The following is a 14,577-nucleotide window of genomic DNA, read 5'->3' on the forward strand; positions in this document are numbered from 1 at the left end:
GCCCGGCCGTACGTGAGGCCACGCGCGTACGGCGAACGGAAGAGCGCGGAGTACGGAACCCTCCCGTATCCCGCGCTCTTCCGCGTGCCCGGCGCGGGCCGGGCACGAGACCGTAAGGCTGTAGTAGACGGCGGCACCGGGGCGGCCGTACGAGGACGGCCGTACCGGCTGCCCGGAACCGCCGGTACGCAGACGACGGCCCCCGCACCGGAACGTGCCCGGTGCGGGGGCCGTGTCCCTCCGCCACTGACCGGTCGGGGGTCAGGTCAACGGCAGGATCTCCGTGGGCGCGTGCCACGGCTCGGTGGCGAGATCCTCGAACTCGTTCACGCTCGCGATGTCGGTACCGCTCATCGAGATGTTCGTGATCCGCTCCAGGATCGCCTCGACCACGACCGGGACCCGGAACTCGGCGGCGAGCTTCTTCGCCTCCTCGAAGGCCGGCAGCAGCCCGTCCGGCTCGGTGACCCGGATCGCCTTGCAGCCCAGGCCCTCGGCGACCTTGACATGGTCGACGCCGTAGACGCCCAGCTCGGGCGAGTTGAGGTTCTCGAACTCCAGATTGACCTGGAAGTCGATGTTGAAGTTGCGCTGTGCCTGGCGGATCAGCCCCAGGTACGAGTTGTTCACCAGCACATGCACATACGGGATCCGGTGCTGCGCGCCGACCGCCAGTTCCTCCAGCATGAACTGGAAGTCGTAGTCCCCGGAGAGGGCGACGACCGTGGCCTCGGGATCGGCGGTGGCGACACCCAGCGCGGCGGGGATGGTCCAGCCGAGCGGTCCCGCCTGGCCGCAGTTGATCCAGTGGCGCGGCCGGTAGACATGCAGCATCTGCGCACCGGCGATCTGGGAGAGGCCGATGGTGGTGACGTACCGGGTCTCGGGACCGAACGCCCGGTTCATCTCCTCGTACACCCGCTGCGGCTTGAGCGGCACATTGTCGAAGTGCGTACGGCGGTGCAGCGTGCCCTTGCGCTCCTGGGCGGAGGCGGCCCACGCGGCGCGGTCGGGCAGTTCGCCCGCGGCCTTCAGCTCCTTCGCGACCTCGACGAAGAGCTCCAGCGCGACCGCCGCGTCCGAGGCGATGCCGTAGTCGGGCGCGAAGATCTTGCCGATCTGGGTGGGTTCGATGTCGACGTGGACGAACTTCCTGCCCCGGGTGTAGACATCGAGCTTTCCGGTGTGGCGGTTGGCCCAGCGGTTGCCGATGCCGAGGACGAAGTCCGACTCCAGGAAGGTCGCGTTGCCGTAGCGGTGCGAGGTCTGGAGGCCCACCATTCCGGCGTTCAGCGCGTGGTCGTCCGCGATGGCGCCCCAGCCCATCAGGGTCGGGATGACCGGGGTCCCGGTCAACTCGGCGAACTCGACCAGCAGTTCGGACGCGTCGGCGTTGATGACACCGCCGCCCGCGACGATCAGCGGGCGCTCGGACGCGTTGAGCATCGCGAGGGCCTTCTCGATCTGCGCGCGGCTCGCGGCCGGCTTGTAGACCGGCAGCGGCTGGTACGTCTCGGGGTCGAACTCGATCTCGGTGAGCTGGACATCGAGCGGCAGGTCAACGAGGACAGGACCCGGGCGGCCCGAGCGCATCAGATGAAAGGCCTGCTGGAAGACGCCGGGCACCTGCGCGGCCTCCAGGACGGTCGTTGCCGACTTGGTGACGGGCCGGGCGATGGAGGCGATGTCGACGGCCTGGAAGTCCTCCTTGTGGATCACCGCGGTCGGTGCCTGGCCGGTGATGCACAGGATCGGGATCGAGTCGCCTGTCGCGGAGTAGAGGCCGGTGATCATGTCGGTGCCGGCGGGCCCGGACGTACCGATGCAGACACCGATGTTGCCCGGGTGCGTACGGGTGTAGCCCTCGGCCATGTGCGAGGCGCCCTCGACATGGCGGGCGAGCGTGTGATGAACCCCGCCGGAAGCCTTCAGTGCTGCGTAGAAGGGGTTGATCGCGGCGCCCGGCACACCGAACGCGTTTGTCACGCCCTCGCGCTTGAGGATCTCAACTGCCGCTCGGGCAGCGGTCATTCGAGGCATGGAGTACTCCTGCTTCGGCCGGCGGATTCGGGCTCTGTCGCGCCACCTGAGAGTCGATTCCGTAATGCGGAAGTTTAGTTCTGAGATACGGAATCAATTTAGGATGGACTGGGTACGGCGTCAAGGGATGGCCGAAGACCCTCCCCCCGGCCCTGGCGTCATGTGCCCTCGTCATGGCCGCGCCGGTGGTGGACCATGGAACGACGGAGCGCGGCGGGCGCGGCGCGGCCGGAGAACCAGGAAGCCTGAGAGGGGTGCCGGGTGGGCGAGAGCGTCCCGGTGAGCTGCCCGTCCTGCGGCCGTCGGCACACCTTTGTGGCATCGGTGCACTCCTGCGCGTGCGGGGCTCCGGTGGCGCCCTCGCTGGCCATGGGCGCTCCGGTCGAGCCGGTCACGCAACGCAGTTGGGCGGAGGAGTGGGTGCGGGTCCGCTGTGCGGCCTGCGGGCGGGAGGACCACTGGCCACGGCCGGAACTGGGCTGCCCGTGCGGGGCGATGCTGCGGATTCCGGTACGGCCGGAGGGGGCGGCGGGCCCCGCGGACCCCTCCCGGGCGGCGGGCCCCGCGGCGGATCCGGCAGATGTGGCGGAACCCCTGCTGGATCCGCGCCGGGACGGCCCGCCCACGCACATTCCGCTGCCCCGGACCGCCGCGACCCCGCGCCCCTCCTTCCGCCCGCTGACGATCCGTACCGCCGACGACGCGGTGACGGCCGCGGCGCTCTATCTGCGCTGGCTGGGTTTCAAGGGCGTCATCAGGACCGGGGAGGGCAGGGCGGGCAGACCCGCCGGGATCGATCTGCGCGGCCCGAACGTGCTCGCCCAGGTCGACCCGACCACCAGCCCGGCCACTCCGCGCGCAGTCGAGTGCCTCTGGCTGAACGGGCTGAACGCGTCCGTGGTGAGTGTCTTCTTCTCCCTCGCGGGGTACGCCGACGAGGCCCGCGCCCGCGCGGACGAACTGAGCGTGCCTCTCTTCGTCCTCGACCTCACGGGCACTCCGCGTCCGGTCAACGGGCCGGCGGACGAGCTGGTCACGGCGGGCGCGTGAGATCCCGCTTCAGCGCCCGCGGCCCGCGGCCTTCGGTGTTCGCCACTTTCGGTGTTCGCCGCCTCCGGTGTTCGAGATGCCCTCGGTGTTCGAGGCCGGGGCGCGGTTCAGCGCTCGCGGCCCGGGTGCGGGCCCAGGGCCGCTCCGTACGGGAACAGATGCCCGGCGAACCACTCGGCGGCCAGTTCCGCCACGGCTTCGAGCGCGCCGGGTTCCTCGAAGAGATGCGTGGCGCCCGGCACCACGGCCACCCCGTACTCGCAGCGCAGCCGGTCGGCCGCCTGCCGGTTGAGACGCAGAACCTCGGTGTCCGCTCCGCCGACGATCAGCAGCGTGGGCGCCCGTACCTCGGCGAGCCGACCCGCCGCGAGATCGGGACGGCCGCCGCGCGAGACCACCGCCGCGATGTCCATGTGCGGCTCGGCCGCCGACATCAGGGCCGCGGCGGCGCCGGTGCTGGCGCCGAAGTAGCAGACCGGCAGCGGGTGTTCGCGAAGGAGCCACTGGGTGGTCAGGGTGAGCCGCTCGGCCAGCAGCCCGATGTCGAAGACATTGGTACGGTTCATCGCCTCGTCGGGCGTGAGCAGATCGAACAGCAGGGTGCCGAGGCCGGCCCGGTTCAGGGCGGTGGCCACGGCCTGGTTGCGCGGGCTGTGCCGGCTGCTTCCGCTGCCGTGCGCGAAGACCACGATGCCCGGCGTTCCGTCCGGCAGGACCAGATTCCCGGGCAGCCGGGCCGGACCGGCGCTCACCACGACCTCGGGGTCCGCCATCCCCGTACCCGTACCGAGCCCGGTTCCGGTGCCGGGCCCGGTGCCCGTTCCGCGGCCGGGTCCGCGGCTCGTACCCGTACCGGTACCCATGCCCGAAGCGGCACTCGTCCGTACGGTCCCGCCGTCCTCCGGCATCGCGCCCCGGGCGAGCAGGGCGGCCACCTCGTCGTCGCCGGTCTGCGCGAAGTCCACGTACCACTGGCCGACCGAGCCGAAGTACTCCGGTGACGACAGGCACACCACGTCGTCCGCCTCCTGGCGCAGCCAGGCCAGGGCCTGGGACGGTGCCAGCGGTACGGCCAGCACCACCCGGGCCGCACCGCGCGCCCGCGCCACCCGGCAGGCTGCGGACGCGGTGGAGCCGGTGGCGATGCCGTCGTCGACGATCACCGCCGTACGGCCCCTGAGCCCGACCGGCGGGCGGTCGCCCCGATAGCGCCGCAGACGCAGCTCCAGCGCGGCCCGCGCGTCCTCCTCCACCGCCGCGCGCTCGCGGGCGCCGACCCGGGCGGCGCGGACCACATCGTCATTCATGATCCGTACGCCCTCCTCGCCGATCGCGCCGAATCCCAGCTCGGGCTGGTACGGCACGCCCAGCTTCCGTACGGCGATCACATCGAGCGGCGCGGCCAGCGCCCGGGCCACCTCGTACGCGACCGGGATCCCGCCGCGCGGCAGGCCCAGTACCACGGGATCGACAAGATCCATCCGTTCCACTTCTTCGGCCAGCCGTCTCCCGGCGGCCGTTCGGTCGACGAAGCGCATGATCCGCCTCCTCTCCCGGGGCTCTGCGGCCCGCATCGGGAACTCTTTCCATCCAACCCCAAAACATCTGAACCGGCAGGACCGTCGCGGACGCGTCGGTGACGGCCGTCAATGACGGCGCAGCACACGCGGCAGCCCGAACCACAGCCCGGCGAACATCGCGCACGAGACCGCAGTGATCACGATCGCCGACGTCCGGCTGAGCACGACGTCCATCAGCAGCAGTACGGCGCCGTTGAGCGAGAGGGCGAGGAAGACCAGCCCCGCTTCGGCCAGCCGTCCCGACAGATTCACGATCCGGCGCTTGACGCCCTGGTGGAAGAGGACCCGGTGCACGGCGACGGGGGTGGCGAGCAGTGCGGAGGAGACCACGGTGAGCAGCAGGGTGACCACGTAGGTGATGCGCTGGAAGTCGTCGAGTTCGGGAAACCGGTTGGTGAAGGCCACACCGAGCAGGAAGGCGAAGACGATCTGCACCCCGGTCTGGACGACCCGCAGCTCCTGGAGGAGTTCGGCCATGTTCCGGTCGGCGCGCTCGTCGGCGGTCTCATGGCGAACCGGCCGGTGGCTGTCCTGCCGACCGTCCCGCTGGCTGTCGTCGTCCGGCTGCGTGGGCATGCCCCATTCTCCGCCGCTCCCGGGGAGCGGGCCGGAAGGACTCTCCGTACGGAGGCGCATGCCCCATAGCGCAGGGCGAATTCCTGATGGAGTCTGGAGAGGAAGAACCCGCAGGCCGCCGGGTGGTTCGTGGGCCGGTCGCCGCGGCATTTCGAGGAGGCGGCACTGATGACCACCACCATAGACACCACCTTGCACGCACTCCCCATCCATCACAGAGAACGCCTGATGCGCGGCGCGCGCGAGGTGAACTTCCCCGAGGGCACCCGTCTCTTCGACGAGGGGCAGTCCGCCGACCGCTTCTGGATCGTGCGCAGCGGATGCGTGATCCTCGACGTACGGGTGCCGGGCCGCCGCCCGGCCGAGGTCGGGTCGCTGGGCGCCGGCAGTCTCGTCGGCTGGTCCTGGCTCTTCCCGCCGTTCGCCTGGCAGCTCGGGGCCGAGGCCATGACTCTCGTACGCACCTATGAGTTCGACGCCGAGGACGTACGGCGGATGTGCCGCGCCGATCCGGTCTTCGGGCAGGCGGTGGCGCTCTGGATAGGCGGGGTCCTCGCCTATCGGCTGCACGAGGCGAGGACCCGTCTCCTGGACCTGTTCGCACCGCACGCCACAAACGAGGGCCCGATGCCCTGAGGGAATTCCGCTTCGGTCAAAACGTTTCCGCAACCTTCGACGGCCCGTTCCCCCTGAGAGCCGCGCGAGGGGCGCGTACCGGTCTCGCGGTCCACGGCTTGCGTGCCGTATATGCGCGGGTTGTACTAAAGGCGCCAATCTGCACTGTGCGGCCGACGTATGGGGGCCCGGGCACGCGGCGTGTGCGGTGGCAAGCGAGCCGACCGGGTGGAGCGCCACCCCCCGCACAACCCCTGAACAGGCAGGAGAAACGCATGGCCGTCACGGTCGCGGATGCCATCGTCTCTACGCTCAAGGCCTCCGGCGTACGGCGGGTCTACGGCCTGCCGGGAGACTCTCTCAACGGTTTCACCGACGCCCTGCGCCGTGACGGCGGCATCGTCTGGGCGCATGTGAGGCACGAGGAGGCCGCCGCGTTCGCAGCCGCCGCCGAGGCGGGCATCACCGGCGAACTCGCGGTCGCGGCCGGTAGCTGCGGCCCCGGAAACCTTCATCTCGTCAACGGCATGTTCGACGCGCAGCGCAGCCGCGTGCCGGTGCTCGTCATCGCCGCGCACATCCCGCGTGTGGAGATCGGCGGGGGCTACTTCCAGGAGACACACCCTCAGGAACTGTTCCGCGAGTGCAGTGTGTACTGCGAGATGGCGAGCGTGCCCGAGCAAGTGCCACGGCTGCTGGAGATGGCCATGCGCACGGCCCTGGAGCGCGGCGGCGTCGGGGTGGTGGTCGTCCCCGGCGAGCTGTTCCTCGACCGCGCCGTCTCCTCGCCCCCGCCGCGCCCGGTGTTCAAGTCGGCCTCGGTCGTGCGGCCGGACGACCGGTCGCTCGCGCAGGCGGCGCGCGTCCTCAACGCCGCCGGGCGGGTGACCATCCTTGCCGGGGCGGGCTGCGCGGGCGCGCACGACGAGGCGGTGGCCCTGGCCGCGGCGCTGAAGGCACCGATGGTCCACTCGCTGCGCGGCAAGGACTTCCTCGAGTACGACAACCCCTACGACGTCGGGCTGACCGGCTTGATCGGCTTCAGCTCCGGCTACCGGGCGATGGAGCACTGCGACGCGCTGCTGATGCTCGGCACCGACTTCCCGTACCGGTCGTTCTACCCCGAGAACGTTCCCGTTGTGCAGGTCGACGTGCGCGGCGAGCAGATCGGCCGCCGTACGCAGGTGGAGGTCCCCCTGGTGGGGACCGTCAAGGACACCGCGCAGGCGCTGCTTCCCCTGCTGGAGCAGCGGACGGACAACGACTTCGTGGAGAAGATGACCGGGCACTACCGGCGGGTGCGCGCCCGTCTGGACCGGCTGGCCGAGGCCAGATCCACCGACTCCCCCATGCACCCGCAGCAGGTCGCCGCCGCGATCGACCGGCTGGCGGCGCGTGACGCGGCCTTCACCGCCGACGTCGGCACCCCGACGGTGTGGGCGGCCCGATATCTGCGCATGAACGGCGAGAGGCGGCTCATCGGTTCCTTCAACCACGGCTCGATGGCCAACGCGCTGCCGCACGCGATCGGTGTCCAGGCGAGCCGGCCCGACCGCCAGGTGGTCGCGCTGTCGGGTGACGGCGGCCTGGCCATGCTGCTCGGCGAACTGATCACACTGCGCCAGCTCGACCTTCCGGTGAAGATCGTCGTCTTCAACAACTCGGCGCTGTCCTTCGTCGAGCTGGAGATGACAGCCGCGGGCATCGTCACGTACGGCACCAGTCTCGACAACCCCGACTTCAGCGCCCTCGCCCGCGCCTCCGGCCTGTTCGCGGCGCGCGTCACACACGCCGACGAACTGGACGACGTCCTACGCGCGGCCTTCGCGCACAACGGACCGGCGCTGATCGACGCCCGCACCGAACGGTACGAGCTGTCGCTGCCGCCGAAAATCACCCTGGAGCAGCTCAAGGGCTTCACCCTGTTCGCCACCCGGACCATCCTCTCCGGCCGAGGGGACGAGATCCTCGAACTCACCAAGACCAACCTGCGCCAGCTCAGCGCCGAGTAGAGCGGCAGCCGTGTCCCGAGCGTGACCGACAGCGTGTCCTCCGGTCAGTTGACTCCTCGCTCCAGGCCGGACCAGTACGGCTCGCGGAGTTTGTACTTCTGAATCTTGCCGGTCGCCGTACGGGGGATGGCATCGCGGAATTCGACGGACGTCGGCGCCTTGTAGCCGGCCATCCGCTGCTTGCAGTGGGCGATGATGTCGGCCTCCTGGGCAGTCGCACCGTCCGCGAGGACCACCAGGGCCTTGATCGTCTCGCCCCACTTCTCGTGGGGCACACCGATGACGGCCACCTCGGCGACCGCGGGGTGGCTGAAGATCGTGTCCTCCACCTCGATCGACGACACGTTCTCGCCGCCCGTGATGATCACGTCCTTCTTCCGGTCGGAGATCGTCAGATGCCCGTCGGCGTCGTCGAACGTGCCGCCGTCGCCGGTGCGGAACCAGCCGTCCTCAAGGACGGCCGAGGTCTCCTCCGGCTTGTCCCAGTACCCGTCGAGCACGACGTTCGACCGGGCCAGGACCTCCCCGGACTCGGACACCTTCAGCCTGGCGCCGAGCGCGGGGAGTCCCGCGCGGGAGAGCTTGCGCGCGCGTTCCTCCGCGGGCAGGTCCTCGTCGCCGGGCCTGGTCCGGTTGAAGGTGAGCAGCGGTGAAGTCTCGGTCAGGCCGTAGATCTGGGTGAATTCCCAGCCCAGTTCCTCGTCCACGCGCTGGATCATCCTGCTCGGCGGCGGGGCGCCCGCGCAGACGATCCGCACCCGGTCCCGGCCCGGGATCTCCCCTTCCCAGGACGCCGCCGCGTCCAGCACCGCGTTCCAGACCGCGGGCGCGCCGCACATCAGCGTGACTCCGTGATCGTCGACCCGGCGCAGGATCTCCGTACCGTCCACCTTGCGCAGCACCACCTGTTTGACGCCCAGTCCCGCCATCACGAACGGCATCCCCCAGCCGTTGCAGTGGAACATCGGCAGCGTGTGCAGATAGACGTCCCGCTCCCACACCCGGGTGTGGAGCCCGAAGGTGAGACCGTTGACCCAGATGTTGCGGTGGGTCAGTTGAACGCCCTTGGGGCGGGCGGTGGTTCCCGATGTGTAGTTGATCGTCGCCGTGGCGTCCTCGTCCGGCCTCGACCACGGGCGCGGCTCGACGCCGAAGCGCATGAGTCCGGCCTCGGTCTGCTCGCCCAGGACGAAGCGGTGGCGCGCCTTGATCCCGGAGAGTGCCGCGTCCAGCTCCGGATCGACGAACAGGACCGAGGCGCCGCTCTGCCGCACCACGTACTCGATCTCTTCCGGCTTCAGACGGAAGTTGACGGGCACGCAGATCCGCCCGCTCATCGGCACCGCGAACAGCAGCTCGAGCAGGCGGGCGGAGTTGTGGCTCACCACCGCCACCCGTTCCCCCTCCCCCACACCGAGCGCGTCGAGCCCCGCCTGCCACGCGCGTACCCGCTCGCCGAGCCGGCCGTACGTCGACACGGGCACGGGCAAACCGGGTTGATCCTGTTCGTCGACCACACCCGGGCTGGTACGGAACCCCCGCTCCGCCCGGTCGAGAAAGTCCGCCACGGTCATCGGAACCCGCATTGCTCTCTCCCTCTGTCCGGAACGAGCGCCTGTCAGGCGCTCAATCGCACTGGGAAAGGGACTTCCCCGTTCTTGACGCCTTGAACGGTTCATCAAAGCCACGCGCTCTCCTCGGCCTCTTCGGCCTCCCCGCCCGGTGTGGGCCGTTCGGACCGGAGGCGGGGCCGGTCAGCCTCTGGGTCCGGCGGGTCGGGTGGACCGAGGCTTGTTGTAGCGGCGACCAGGTCCTGCCAGGGACCCGTTCCTGGCAGGAACCCGTTCCTGACATGGCCGTCCGTACATGGCCGTCCGTTCAATCCGCTGGAGGAGGGATCATGCATCACACTCCGCACACCGTGAGCGATGTGATGACGCATGCCGTGGTCTCGGTCAGCCCGGAGGCCGGGTTCAAGGAGATCGTGGACACGATGGAGAGGTGGAACGTGAGCGCCCTGCCGGTCCTGGGGAACGACGGCCGCGTGATCGGCATCGTGTCCGAAGCGGATCTGCTCCCCAAGGAGGAGTTCCGGGACGCGGATCCCGGCCGCGTGGAACAGATGCGACGCCTCGACGATCTGCGCAAGGCCGGAGCGGTGACCGCCGCGGAAGTGATGACCGCCCCTGCCGTCACGGTCCAGGAGGACGCCACCCTCGCCCAGGCGGCACGGGCCATGGCGCGGAAAACCCTCAAGCGGCTGCCCGTGGTCGACTCCTCGGGAAGGCTCGACGGGATCGTCAGCCGCTGCGATCTGCTCAAGGTGTTCCTCCGGTCGGACGAGGATCTCGCGGAGGAGGTGCGCGAGGACGTCATCGACCACCTGTTTCTGGTGTCCCGTGAGAACGTGCGGGTCACCGTGGTGAACGGGGTGGTCACACTGAGCGGCCAGATCCATGACACCGCTCTCGTCCCGCTGGCGGCCCGCCTGACGCGCGCGGTCGAAGGGGTGGTGGACGTCGAGTGCGCACTCGTGGGCCCGGGCATCGGACCGGTCGAGCCGCCGTTGACGCGACCCCAGCTCTGAAGCGGCGCGGTCCCGCGAACTCTGACAGCGAATTCTGAGGCAGCGCGGTCCCGCGCTCACGCGGTGGGCTTTTCCGCTTATTACGCGGCTGGCCGTTCGAGGCTTACGCGGCGGGCCGTTCCAGGACGACCTTGAGCGCTCCGCTCTCCGGCGCCGAGAACACCTCGTACGCCTCCTCCATCCGGTCGAGTTCGAAGCTGTGGGTGACCAGCGACGAGGTGGGCAGCCGCCGGGCAGCGGTCATGTCCATCAGCATCGGGGTGGAGAAGGTGTCCACGAGCCCCGTCGTGATGGTCACGTCCTTGATCCACAGGTCTTCGAGGTGCAGTACGGCGGGCTTGCCGTGGACCCCGACATTGGCGATGTGTCCGCCCGGCCGGACCATTCGAGCGCACAGCTCGAAGGTCTCGGGCAGTCCCACCGCCTCGATCGCCACATCGGCTCCGAGCTCCCCGGTCAGATCCTGGACCAGACGTACGGGGTCTTCCGCCGCGTCCGCCACCGCGTCGGCGCCGAACCGGCGTGCCGCCTCCAGCCTCGGCCGCGACAGATCGACCGCGACCACACGTGACGGTGAGAACAGCCGTGCCGTGGCGACGGCGGCCAGGCCGATGGGTCCCGCCCCGACCACGACCACCGTGTCACCGGGCCGCACACGCCCGTTGAGCACCCCCACCTCGTAGGCGGTGGGGAAGATGTCGGCGAGCAGGACCGCGTCCTGGCTGTCCAGCGAGCCGGGCAGCCGGTGGACGGAGAAATCGGCGAAGGGTACGCGCACATACTCGGCCTGAGTCCCGTCGATGAGATGTCCCAGCACCCAGCCCCCGCCGCCGAGGCACTGGCCGTACCGGGCCTCGCGGCAGAAGCGGCAGCGCCCGCACGCCGAGATGCAGGACACCAGGACCCGGTCCCCGGGCCGTACGGTGTGCACGTCACCGCCCGCTTCCACGACCTCCCCGACGGCCTCATGACCGAGGACGGTACCGGGGACGACCTCCGGGACGTCCCCCTTGAGGATGTGCAGATCGGTGCCGCAGATGGTGACGGAGTCGACACGGACGATCACATCCGCCCCGTCCTTGACCGAGGGTTCGGGGACCTCGTCCCAGGAGGACCGTCCGGGCCCGTGAAAGACGAATGCCTTCATGACGCGCATCTCCTCATTGACTTGTTGACTCGTTGACTCGTCTCCTCGCGGGCCGGTGGCGGCCCGTCGACGGTGATCGATGGCTATTTCCTCACGCCCGGGCCATACGCCCGGCCGCACGCCCGGCCGCAGTGGTATCGCACCGCGCCGATATCAGCCGCGCTGCGGCGGTATCAGCCGCGCCGCGGCGGTATCAGTCGCGCGTCGGGTGCCTGAGGTCCTCGGAGACCGCGACGACGCCGTCCACGCTGCGGCACAGCCGTACCACCACCGGGATCAGACGGCCGTCCTCCACCGTGCCGTGCAGGGTGACCTCGCCCTCCTTGACATCGACCGTGACCGCCATGGGGGCGAGGCCGAGGGTTCCGGCCAGGACGTCGTGGGTGATCTCGTCCCGGATGGCGTTGTCCTGGCGCAGGAAGACCCGGAGCAGGTCGGCGCGGCTGACAATGCCGCGCAGTGTGTCGGTCTCGTCCACCACGGGCAGACGCTTGACGTTCTGCACCGCCATGAGACGGGCCGCCTCCACAACGGTCCAGTCGGGGTGCGCGCAGACCACCGGGGCGGACATGACCTCTCCGGCGGTGCTGCCCTCGGCTCGGGCGCGCTCCCACGCCTCCAGGTCCGGCAGCGGTGTCCGGCCCGACAGATCGGACCCGCCCGCCGCCTTGCGCAGCAGATCAGCTTCCGACACCAGGCCGACCGGACGGCCCGCGGTGTCGACCACGGGTACGGCGCTGATGTCACGGTCCGCCAGCGCCCTGGCGATCTCCTTGAAAGGCGTCTCGGGCCGCACGCTCACCACATCGCGGGTCATCAGCTCACTGATCCTGCGGTGATCCATGTCCTCACTGCTCCCTTCATGACCACGGGTCTCAGGCCTCAGGCCTCATGACCACGGGCCTCGGGCCCCGGGCCCCGGCCGCCGGACGCGGCCACCTCTCCACGGTCCACGGCCCCGCCACCCGGCACATGAGCCACTCGGCCCCTCATCAGGGGAAGAACCGGCCCTTCATTGCGAGAAGCCTTCGCTGTGGGAGGCCTTCATGGCGGGAAGCCTCCATGGTGGGAAGAGGGAAACGGCCGACCCGGGCTTCCAGGCCGAAGCCCGCGGTTCCAGGCCGACGGGTCCCGCGACAGGGCCTTACGGCCCCTGCCGTCGGCCCGGCCCCGGGAGCACGCTGGAGAGTAACGGGGATCACCCGTCCGGGAGCACCCACTCATCGGGGAGCAGCCGTGTTGTCACCCGTGCTTGACGAAACAACGGTGAACGGCCTGGTCGCCGACGCCACGGCCGCACCGTCGATGCACAACGCCCAGCCCTGGCGTTTCCACTACGCCCCGGACAGCCGTACTCTCGCTCTCTCCGCGGACCTCGACCGCGCCCTGCCGTCCTCCGACCCCACCCTGGCCGGCCTGCACCTGGGCTGCGGTGCCGCACTGCTGAATCTCCGGGTCGCGGCCGTCCACCGGGCGCTCCGCCCGGAGACGGCGCTGCTGCCCGACCCCCGCGATCCCTCACTCCTGGCGACCGTACGACTCGAATCCGCGACGACCGGGACGGCGACCGCGACGGCAACCGGGACAGAGGCACAGGACGACGGACTCCGCGCGCTCCACCCGGCGATCCACGACCGGCACACCAGCCGCCAGCCTTTCACGGACCAGGACCTGCCGGAGGAGGTACGGCGCGCACTCGCCGACGCCGCCCGGCAGGAGGGCGCCGAACTCACCTTCCTCACCGGACCGCACCTCCAGTTCGTCCTGGATCTGATCCAGGACGCCGAGGGATACAACCGGATGTCCCCAGGAAGGGAAGCCGAGCTGAGGCAGTGGACCTGGAACGCCGCGTCCGATTCGTCCGCCGACGGGGTCCCCGACTACGCCTTCGGACCGCGCAAGGGAGGCGGCGGGGCTCCGGTGCGCGATTTCGCCGGTACGGGGGTGGTGCCCGGCAGAACCGTGGCGGACTTCGAGGACCGGCCCCACCTGTTCCTGCTGAGCACCCCGGAAGACGGACCGGCCGACTGGCTGCGCGCGGGGCAGGCCATGGAACGGGTCCTGCTCCTCGCCACCCTGCACGGGGTGTCCGGTACGCCCGCCACTCAGGCACTCGAACATCCCGAACTTCGGTGGCTGCTGCGCGACCCGGTGTCCGGCACGGGCCATGTCCAGATGGTCCTGCGTCTGGGATACGGGCCCCGGGGCCCCCGGACACCACGCCGTCCCGTGGGGGACGTGCTGACGATCGGCGACTGACGGCGATGCCGCGAGAAGCAGCGGGCAGGGGCAACAGCCAGTGGGCAGCGCCCAGTGGGCAGCGGGCAGGGAAAACCCGAAACGACCGAGGGATGTGGTCAGCCATGACGGACCGAGCCCAGAACGATTCGCCCGAGACCGAGTTCGGGACGCTGAGCGAAGAGGATTGCCGTGCCCTGCTCTCCACGCACGGTGTCGGCCGGGTGGCCGTGAACACACGCAACGGTCCCGCTGTCGTTCCCGTCAACTACGTGGTGGCGGAGGACGGTTCGCTGGCGTACAGAACGGCCCCGGGCACCGCCGCGGCGGCTGCGGCCGACCAGGAGGTCGTCTTCGAGGTCGACCATGTCGATGACGCGGTACGTCAGGGCTGGAGCGTCAATGTCGTCGGCACCGCGCGTGCCGTCACGGGGGACGCCGCCGCACGCGGACTGGACCAGCAGGCGTACACCACCCCCTGGGCGGGCGACGACCGCCGGCTGTGGCTGGCGATCTTCCCCGCGCGGATGACGGGCCGCCGCATAGGCCCGGCGCCGACTCCCGGCCGGTGACGGGGCGGGGCGAGGGTGCCTGTGGACAACCGCCGTGGCCCGCCCTGTGGACAACCGATGCCATGTCGCAGGCAGGCCATAGCATCGTGTAGTCAGTGATGCGGGTCTCGGATGTGGGTCTCAGATGTGGGTCTCACCACCCCTGGGCGGGGTGACGGCG

The 14,577-nt window shown here is 70.2% G+C and carries 13 protein-coding genes; 6 read left to right on the plus strand and 7 right to left on the minus strand.

What is annotated here, in order from left to right; genetic code table 11:
• Positions 1 to 261: 261 nt before the first annotated feature.
• A complete protein-coding gene (gcl, locus tag KQY30_RS06970; protein ID WP_217306083.1) occupies positions 262 to 2,031 on the minus strand; it encodes a glyoxylate carboligase in 1,770 nt (589 codons plus the stop codon).
• 167 nt (positions 2,032 to 2,198) lie between these two features.
• The gene (locus tag KQY30_RS36250) at positions 2,199 to 2,411 is read right to left on the minus strand and encodes a hypothetical protein (protein ID WP_254406992.1); all 213 of its coding nucleotides are present in this window, start codon (positions 2,409 to 2,411) and stop codon (positions 2,199 to 2,201) included.
• Between KQY30_RS36250 and KQY30_RS06975 the strand changes: the two genes are divergently transcribed.
• Positions 2,410 to 3,090 carry a hypothetical protein gene (locus KQY30_RS06975; RefSeq protein WP_254406993.1) on the plus strand — a complete coding sequence of 227 codons (681 nt, stop codon included), beginning with the start codon at positions 2,410 to 2,412 and terminating at the stop codon, positions 3,088 to 3,090. The genes KQY30_RS36250 and KQY30_RS06975 overlap by 2 nt on opposite strands.
• A gap of 107 nt (positions 3,091 to 3,197) precedes the next feature.
• Here KQY30_RS06975 and KQY30_RS06980 read toward each other — a convergent pair whose 3' ends face one another.
• Together KQY30_RS06980 and KQY30_RS06985 are read right to left on the minus strand one after the other, a co-directional pair.
• The gene (locus tag KQY30_RS06980; protein WP_217306085.1) at positions 3,198 to 4,628 is read right to left on the minus strand and encodes a phosphoribosyltransferase family protein; all 1,431 of its coding nucleotides are present in this window, start codon (positions 4,626 to 4,628) and stop codon (positions 3,198 to 3,200) included.
• A gap of 108 nt (positions 4,629 to 4,736) precedes the next feature.
• A complete protein-coding gene (locus KQY30_RS06985; RefSeq protein ID WP_217306086.1) occupies positions 4,737 to 5,246 on the minus strand; it encodes a DUF6328 family protein in 510 nt (169 codons plus the stop codon).
• 168 nt (positions 5,247 to 5,414) lie between these two features.
• On the opposite strand from KQY30_RS06985, the gene KQY30_RS06990 reads away from it, so the two are divergent.
• Together KQY30_RS06990 and poxB are read left to right on the plus strand one after the other, a co-directional pair.
• Entirely contained in the window at positions 5,415 to 5,882 is a 468-nt protein-coding gene (locus tag KQY30_RS06990) for a Crp/Fnr family transcriptional regulator (RefSeq protein WP_217306087.1), read from the plus strand.
• A gap of 254 nt (positions 5,883 to 6,136) precedes the next feature.
• A complete protein-coding gene (poxB, locus tag KQY30_RS06995; RefSeq protein WP_217306088.1) occupies positions 6,137 to 7,873 on the plus strand; it encodes a ubiquinone-dependent pyruvate dehydrogenase in 1,737 nt (578 codons plus the stop codon).
• Between the two features lie 44 nt (positions 7,874 to 7,917).
• Here the strand turns inward: poxB and KQY30_RS07000 are convergent, their stop codons facing one another.
• Positions 7,918 to 9,459 carry an AMP-binding protein gene (locus KQY30_RS07000; protein WP_217306090.1) on the minus strand — a complete coding sequence of 514 codons (1,542 nt, stop codon included), beginning with the start codon at positions 9,457 to 9,459 and terminating at the stop codon, positions 7,918 to 7,920.
• A gap of 314 nt (positions 9,460 to 9,773) precedes the next feature.
• Here KQY30_RS07000 and KQY30_RS07005 point away from each other — a divergent pair, with 314 nt between their 5' ends.
• A complete protein-coding gene (locus KQY30_RS07005) occupies positions 9,774 to 10,460 on the plus strand; it encodes a CBS domain-containing protein (protein WP_217306091.1) in 687 nt (228 codons plus the stop codon).
• Positions 10,461 to 10,563: 103 nt separating this feature from the next.
• Here the strand turns inward: KQY30_RS07005 and KQY30_RS07010 are convergent, their stop codons facing one another.
• Together KQY30_RS07010 and KQY30_RS07015 are read right to left on the minus strand one after the other, a co-directional pair.
• Positions 10,564 to 11,607: a zinc-dependent alcohol dehydrogenase family protein gene (locus KQY30_RS07010; RefSeq protein WP_217306093.1), complete on the minus strand. Its 1,044-nt coding sequence runs from the start codon at positions 11,605 to 11,607 to the stop codon at positions 10,564 to 10,566.
• A gap of 193 nt (positions 11,608 to 11,800) precedes the next feature.
• Positions 11,801 to 12,451, minus strand: coding sequence for a CBS domain-containing protein (locus KQY30_RS07015; RefSeq protein WP_217306094.1), 651 nt, complete (start codon positions 12,449 to 12,451; stop codon positions 11,801 to 11,803).
• A 404-nt stretch (positions 12,452 to 12,855) separates the two neighbouring features.
• Between KQY30_RS07015 and KQY30_RS07020 the strand changes: the two genes are divergently transcribed.
• Together KQY30_RS07020 and KQY30_RS07025 are read left to right on the plus strand one after the other, a co-directional pair.
• On the plus strand, positions 12,856 to 13,866 hold the full coding sequence (locus KQY30_RS07020) for a nitroreductase (protein WP_254406994.1): 1,011 nt from the start codon (positions 12,856 to 12,858) through the stop codon (positions 13,864 to 13,866).
• Positions 13,867 to 13,970: 104 nt separating this feature from the next.
• Positions 13,971 to 14,417 (plus strand): pyridoxamine 5'-phosphate oxidase family protein, encoded by a 447-nt coding sequence (locus KQY30_RS07025; RefSeq protein ID WP_254406995.1) that lies wholly within the window; start codon positions 13,971 to 13,973, stop codon positions 14,415 to 14,417.
• Positions 14,418 to 14,577: the final 160 nt, after the last annotated feature.

It is taken from the genome of Streptomyces sp. GMY02, assembly GCF_019056675.1.
Classification (GTDB): Bacteria; Actinomycetota; Actinomycetes; order Streptomycetales; family Streptomycetaceae; genus Streptomyces; species Streptomyces odonnellii.

What these genes read in the sequence shown, in the direction of transcription:
- gcl (WP_217306083.1), bottom strand. Translation starts at nt 2,031, where the DNA reads ATGACCGCTGCCCGAGCGGCAGTTGAGATCCTCAAGCGCGAGGGCGTG.
- KQY30_RS06975 (WP_254406993.1), top strand. Translation starts at nt 2,410, where the DNA reads ATGGGCGCTCCGGTCGAGCCGGTCACGCAACGCAGTTGGGCGGAGGAG.
- KQY30_RS36250 (WP_254406992.1), bottom strand. Translation starts at nt 2,411, where the DNA reads ATGGCCAGCGAGGGCGCCACCGGAGCCCCGCACGCGCAGGAGTGCACC.
- KQY30_RS06980 (WP_217306085.1), bottom strand. Translation starts at nt 4,628, where the DNA reads ATGCGCTTCGTCGACCGAACGGCCGCCGGGAGACGGCTGGCCGAAGAA.
- KQY30_RS06985 (WP_217306086.1), bottom strand. Translation starts at nt 5,246, where the DNA reads ATGCCCACGCAGCCGGACGACGACAGCCAGCGGGACGGTCGGCAGGAC.
- KQY30_RS06990 (WP_217306087.1), top strand. Translation starts at nt 5,415, where the DNA reads ATGACCACCACCATAGACACCACCTTGCACGCACTCCCCATCCATCAC.
- poxB (WP_217306088.1), top strand. Translation starts at nt 6,137, where the DNA reads ATGGCCGTCACGGTCGCGGATGCCATCGTCTCTACGCTCAAGGCCTCC.
- KQY30_RS07000 (WP_217306090.1), bottom strand. Translation starts at nt 9,459, where the DNA reads ATGCGGGTTCCGATGACCGTGGCGGACTTTCTCGACCGGGCGGAGCGG.
- KQY30_RS07005 (WP_217306091.1), top strand. Translation starts at nt 9,774, where the DNA reads ATGCATCACACTCCGCACACCGTGAGCGATGTGATGACGCATGCCGTG.
- KQY30_RS07010 (WP_217306093.1), bottom strand. Translation starts at nt 11,607, where the DNA reads ATGAAGGCATTCGTCTTTCACGGGCCCGGACGGTCCTCCTGGGACGAG.
- KQY30_RS07015 (WP_217306094.1), bottom strand. Translation starts at nt 12,451, where the DNA reads ATGGATCACCGCAGGATCAGTGAGCTGATGACCCGCGATGTGGTGAGC.
- KQY30_RS07025 (WP_254406995.1), top strand. Translation starts at nt 13,971, where the DNA reads ATGACGGACCGAGCCCAGAACGATTCGCCCGAGACCGAGTTCGGGACG.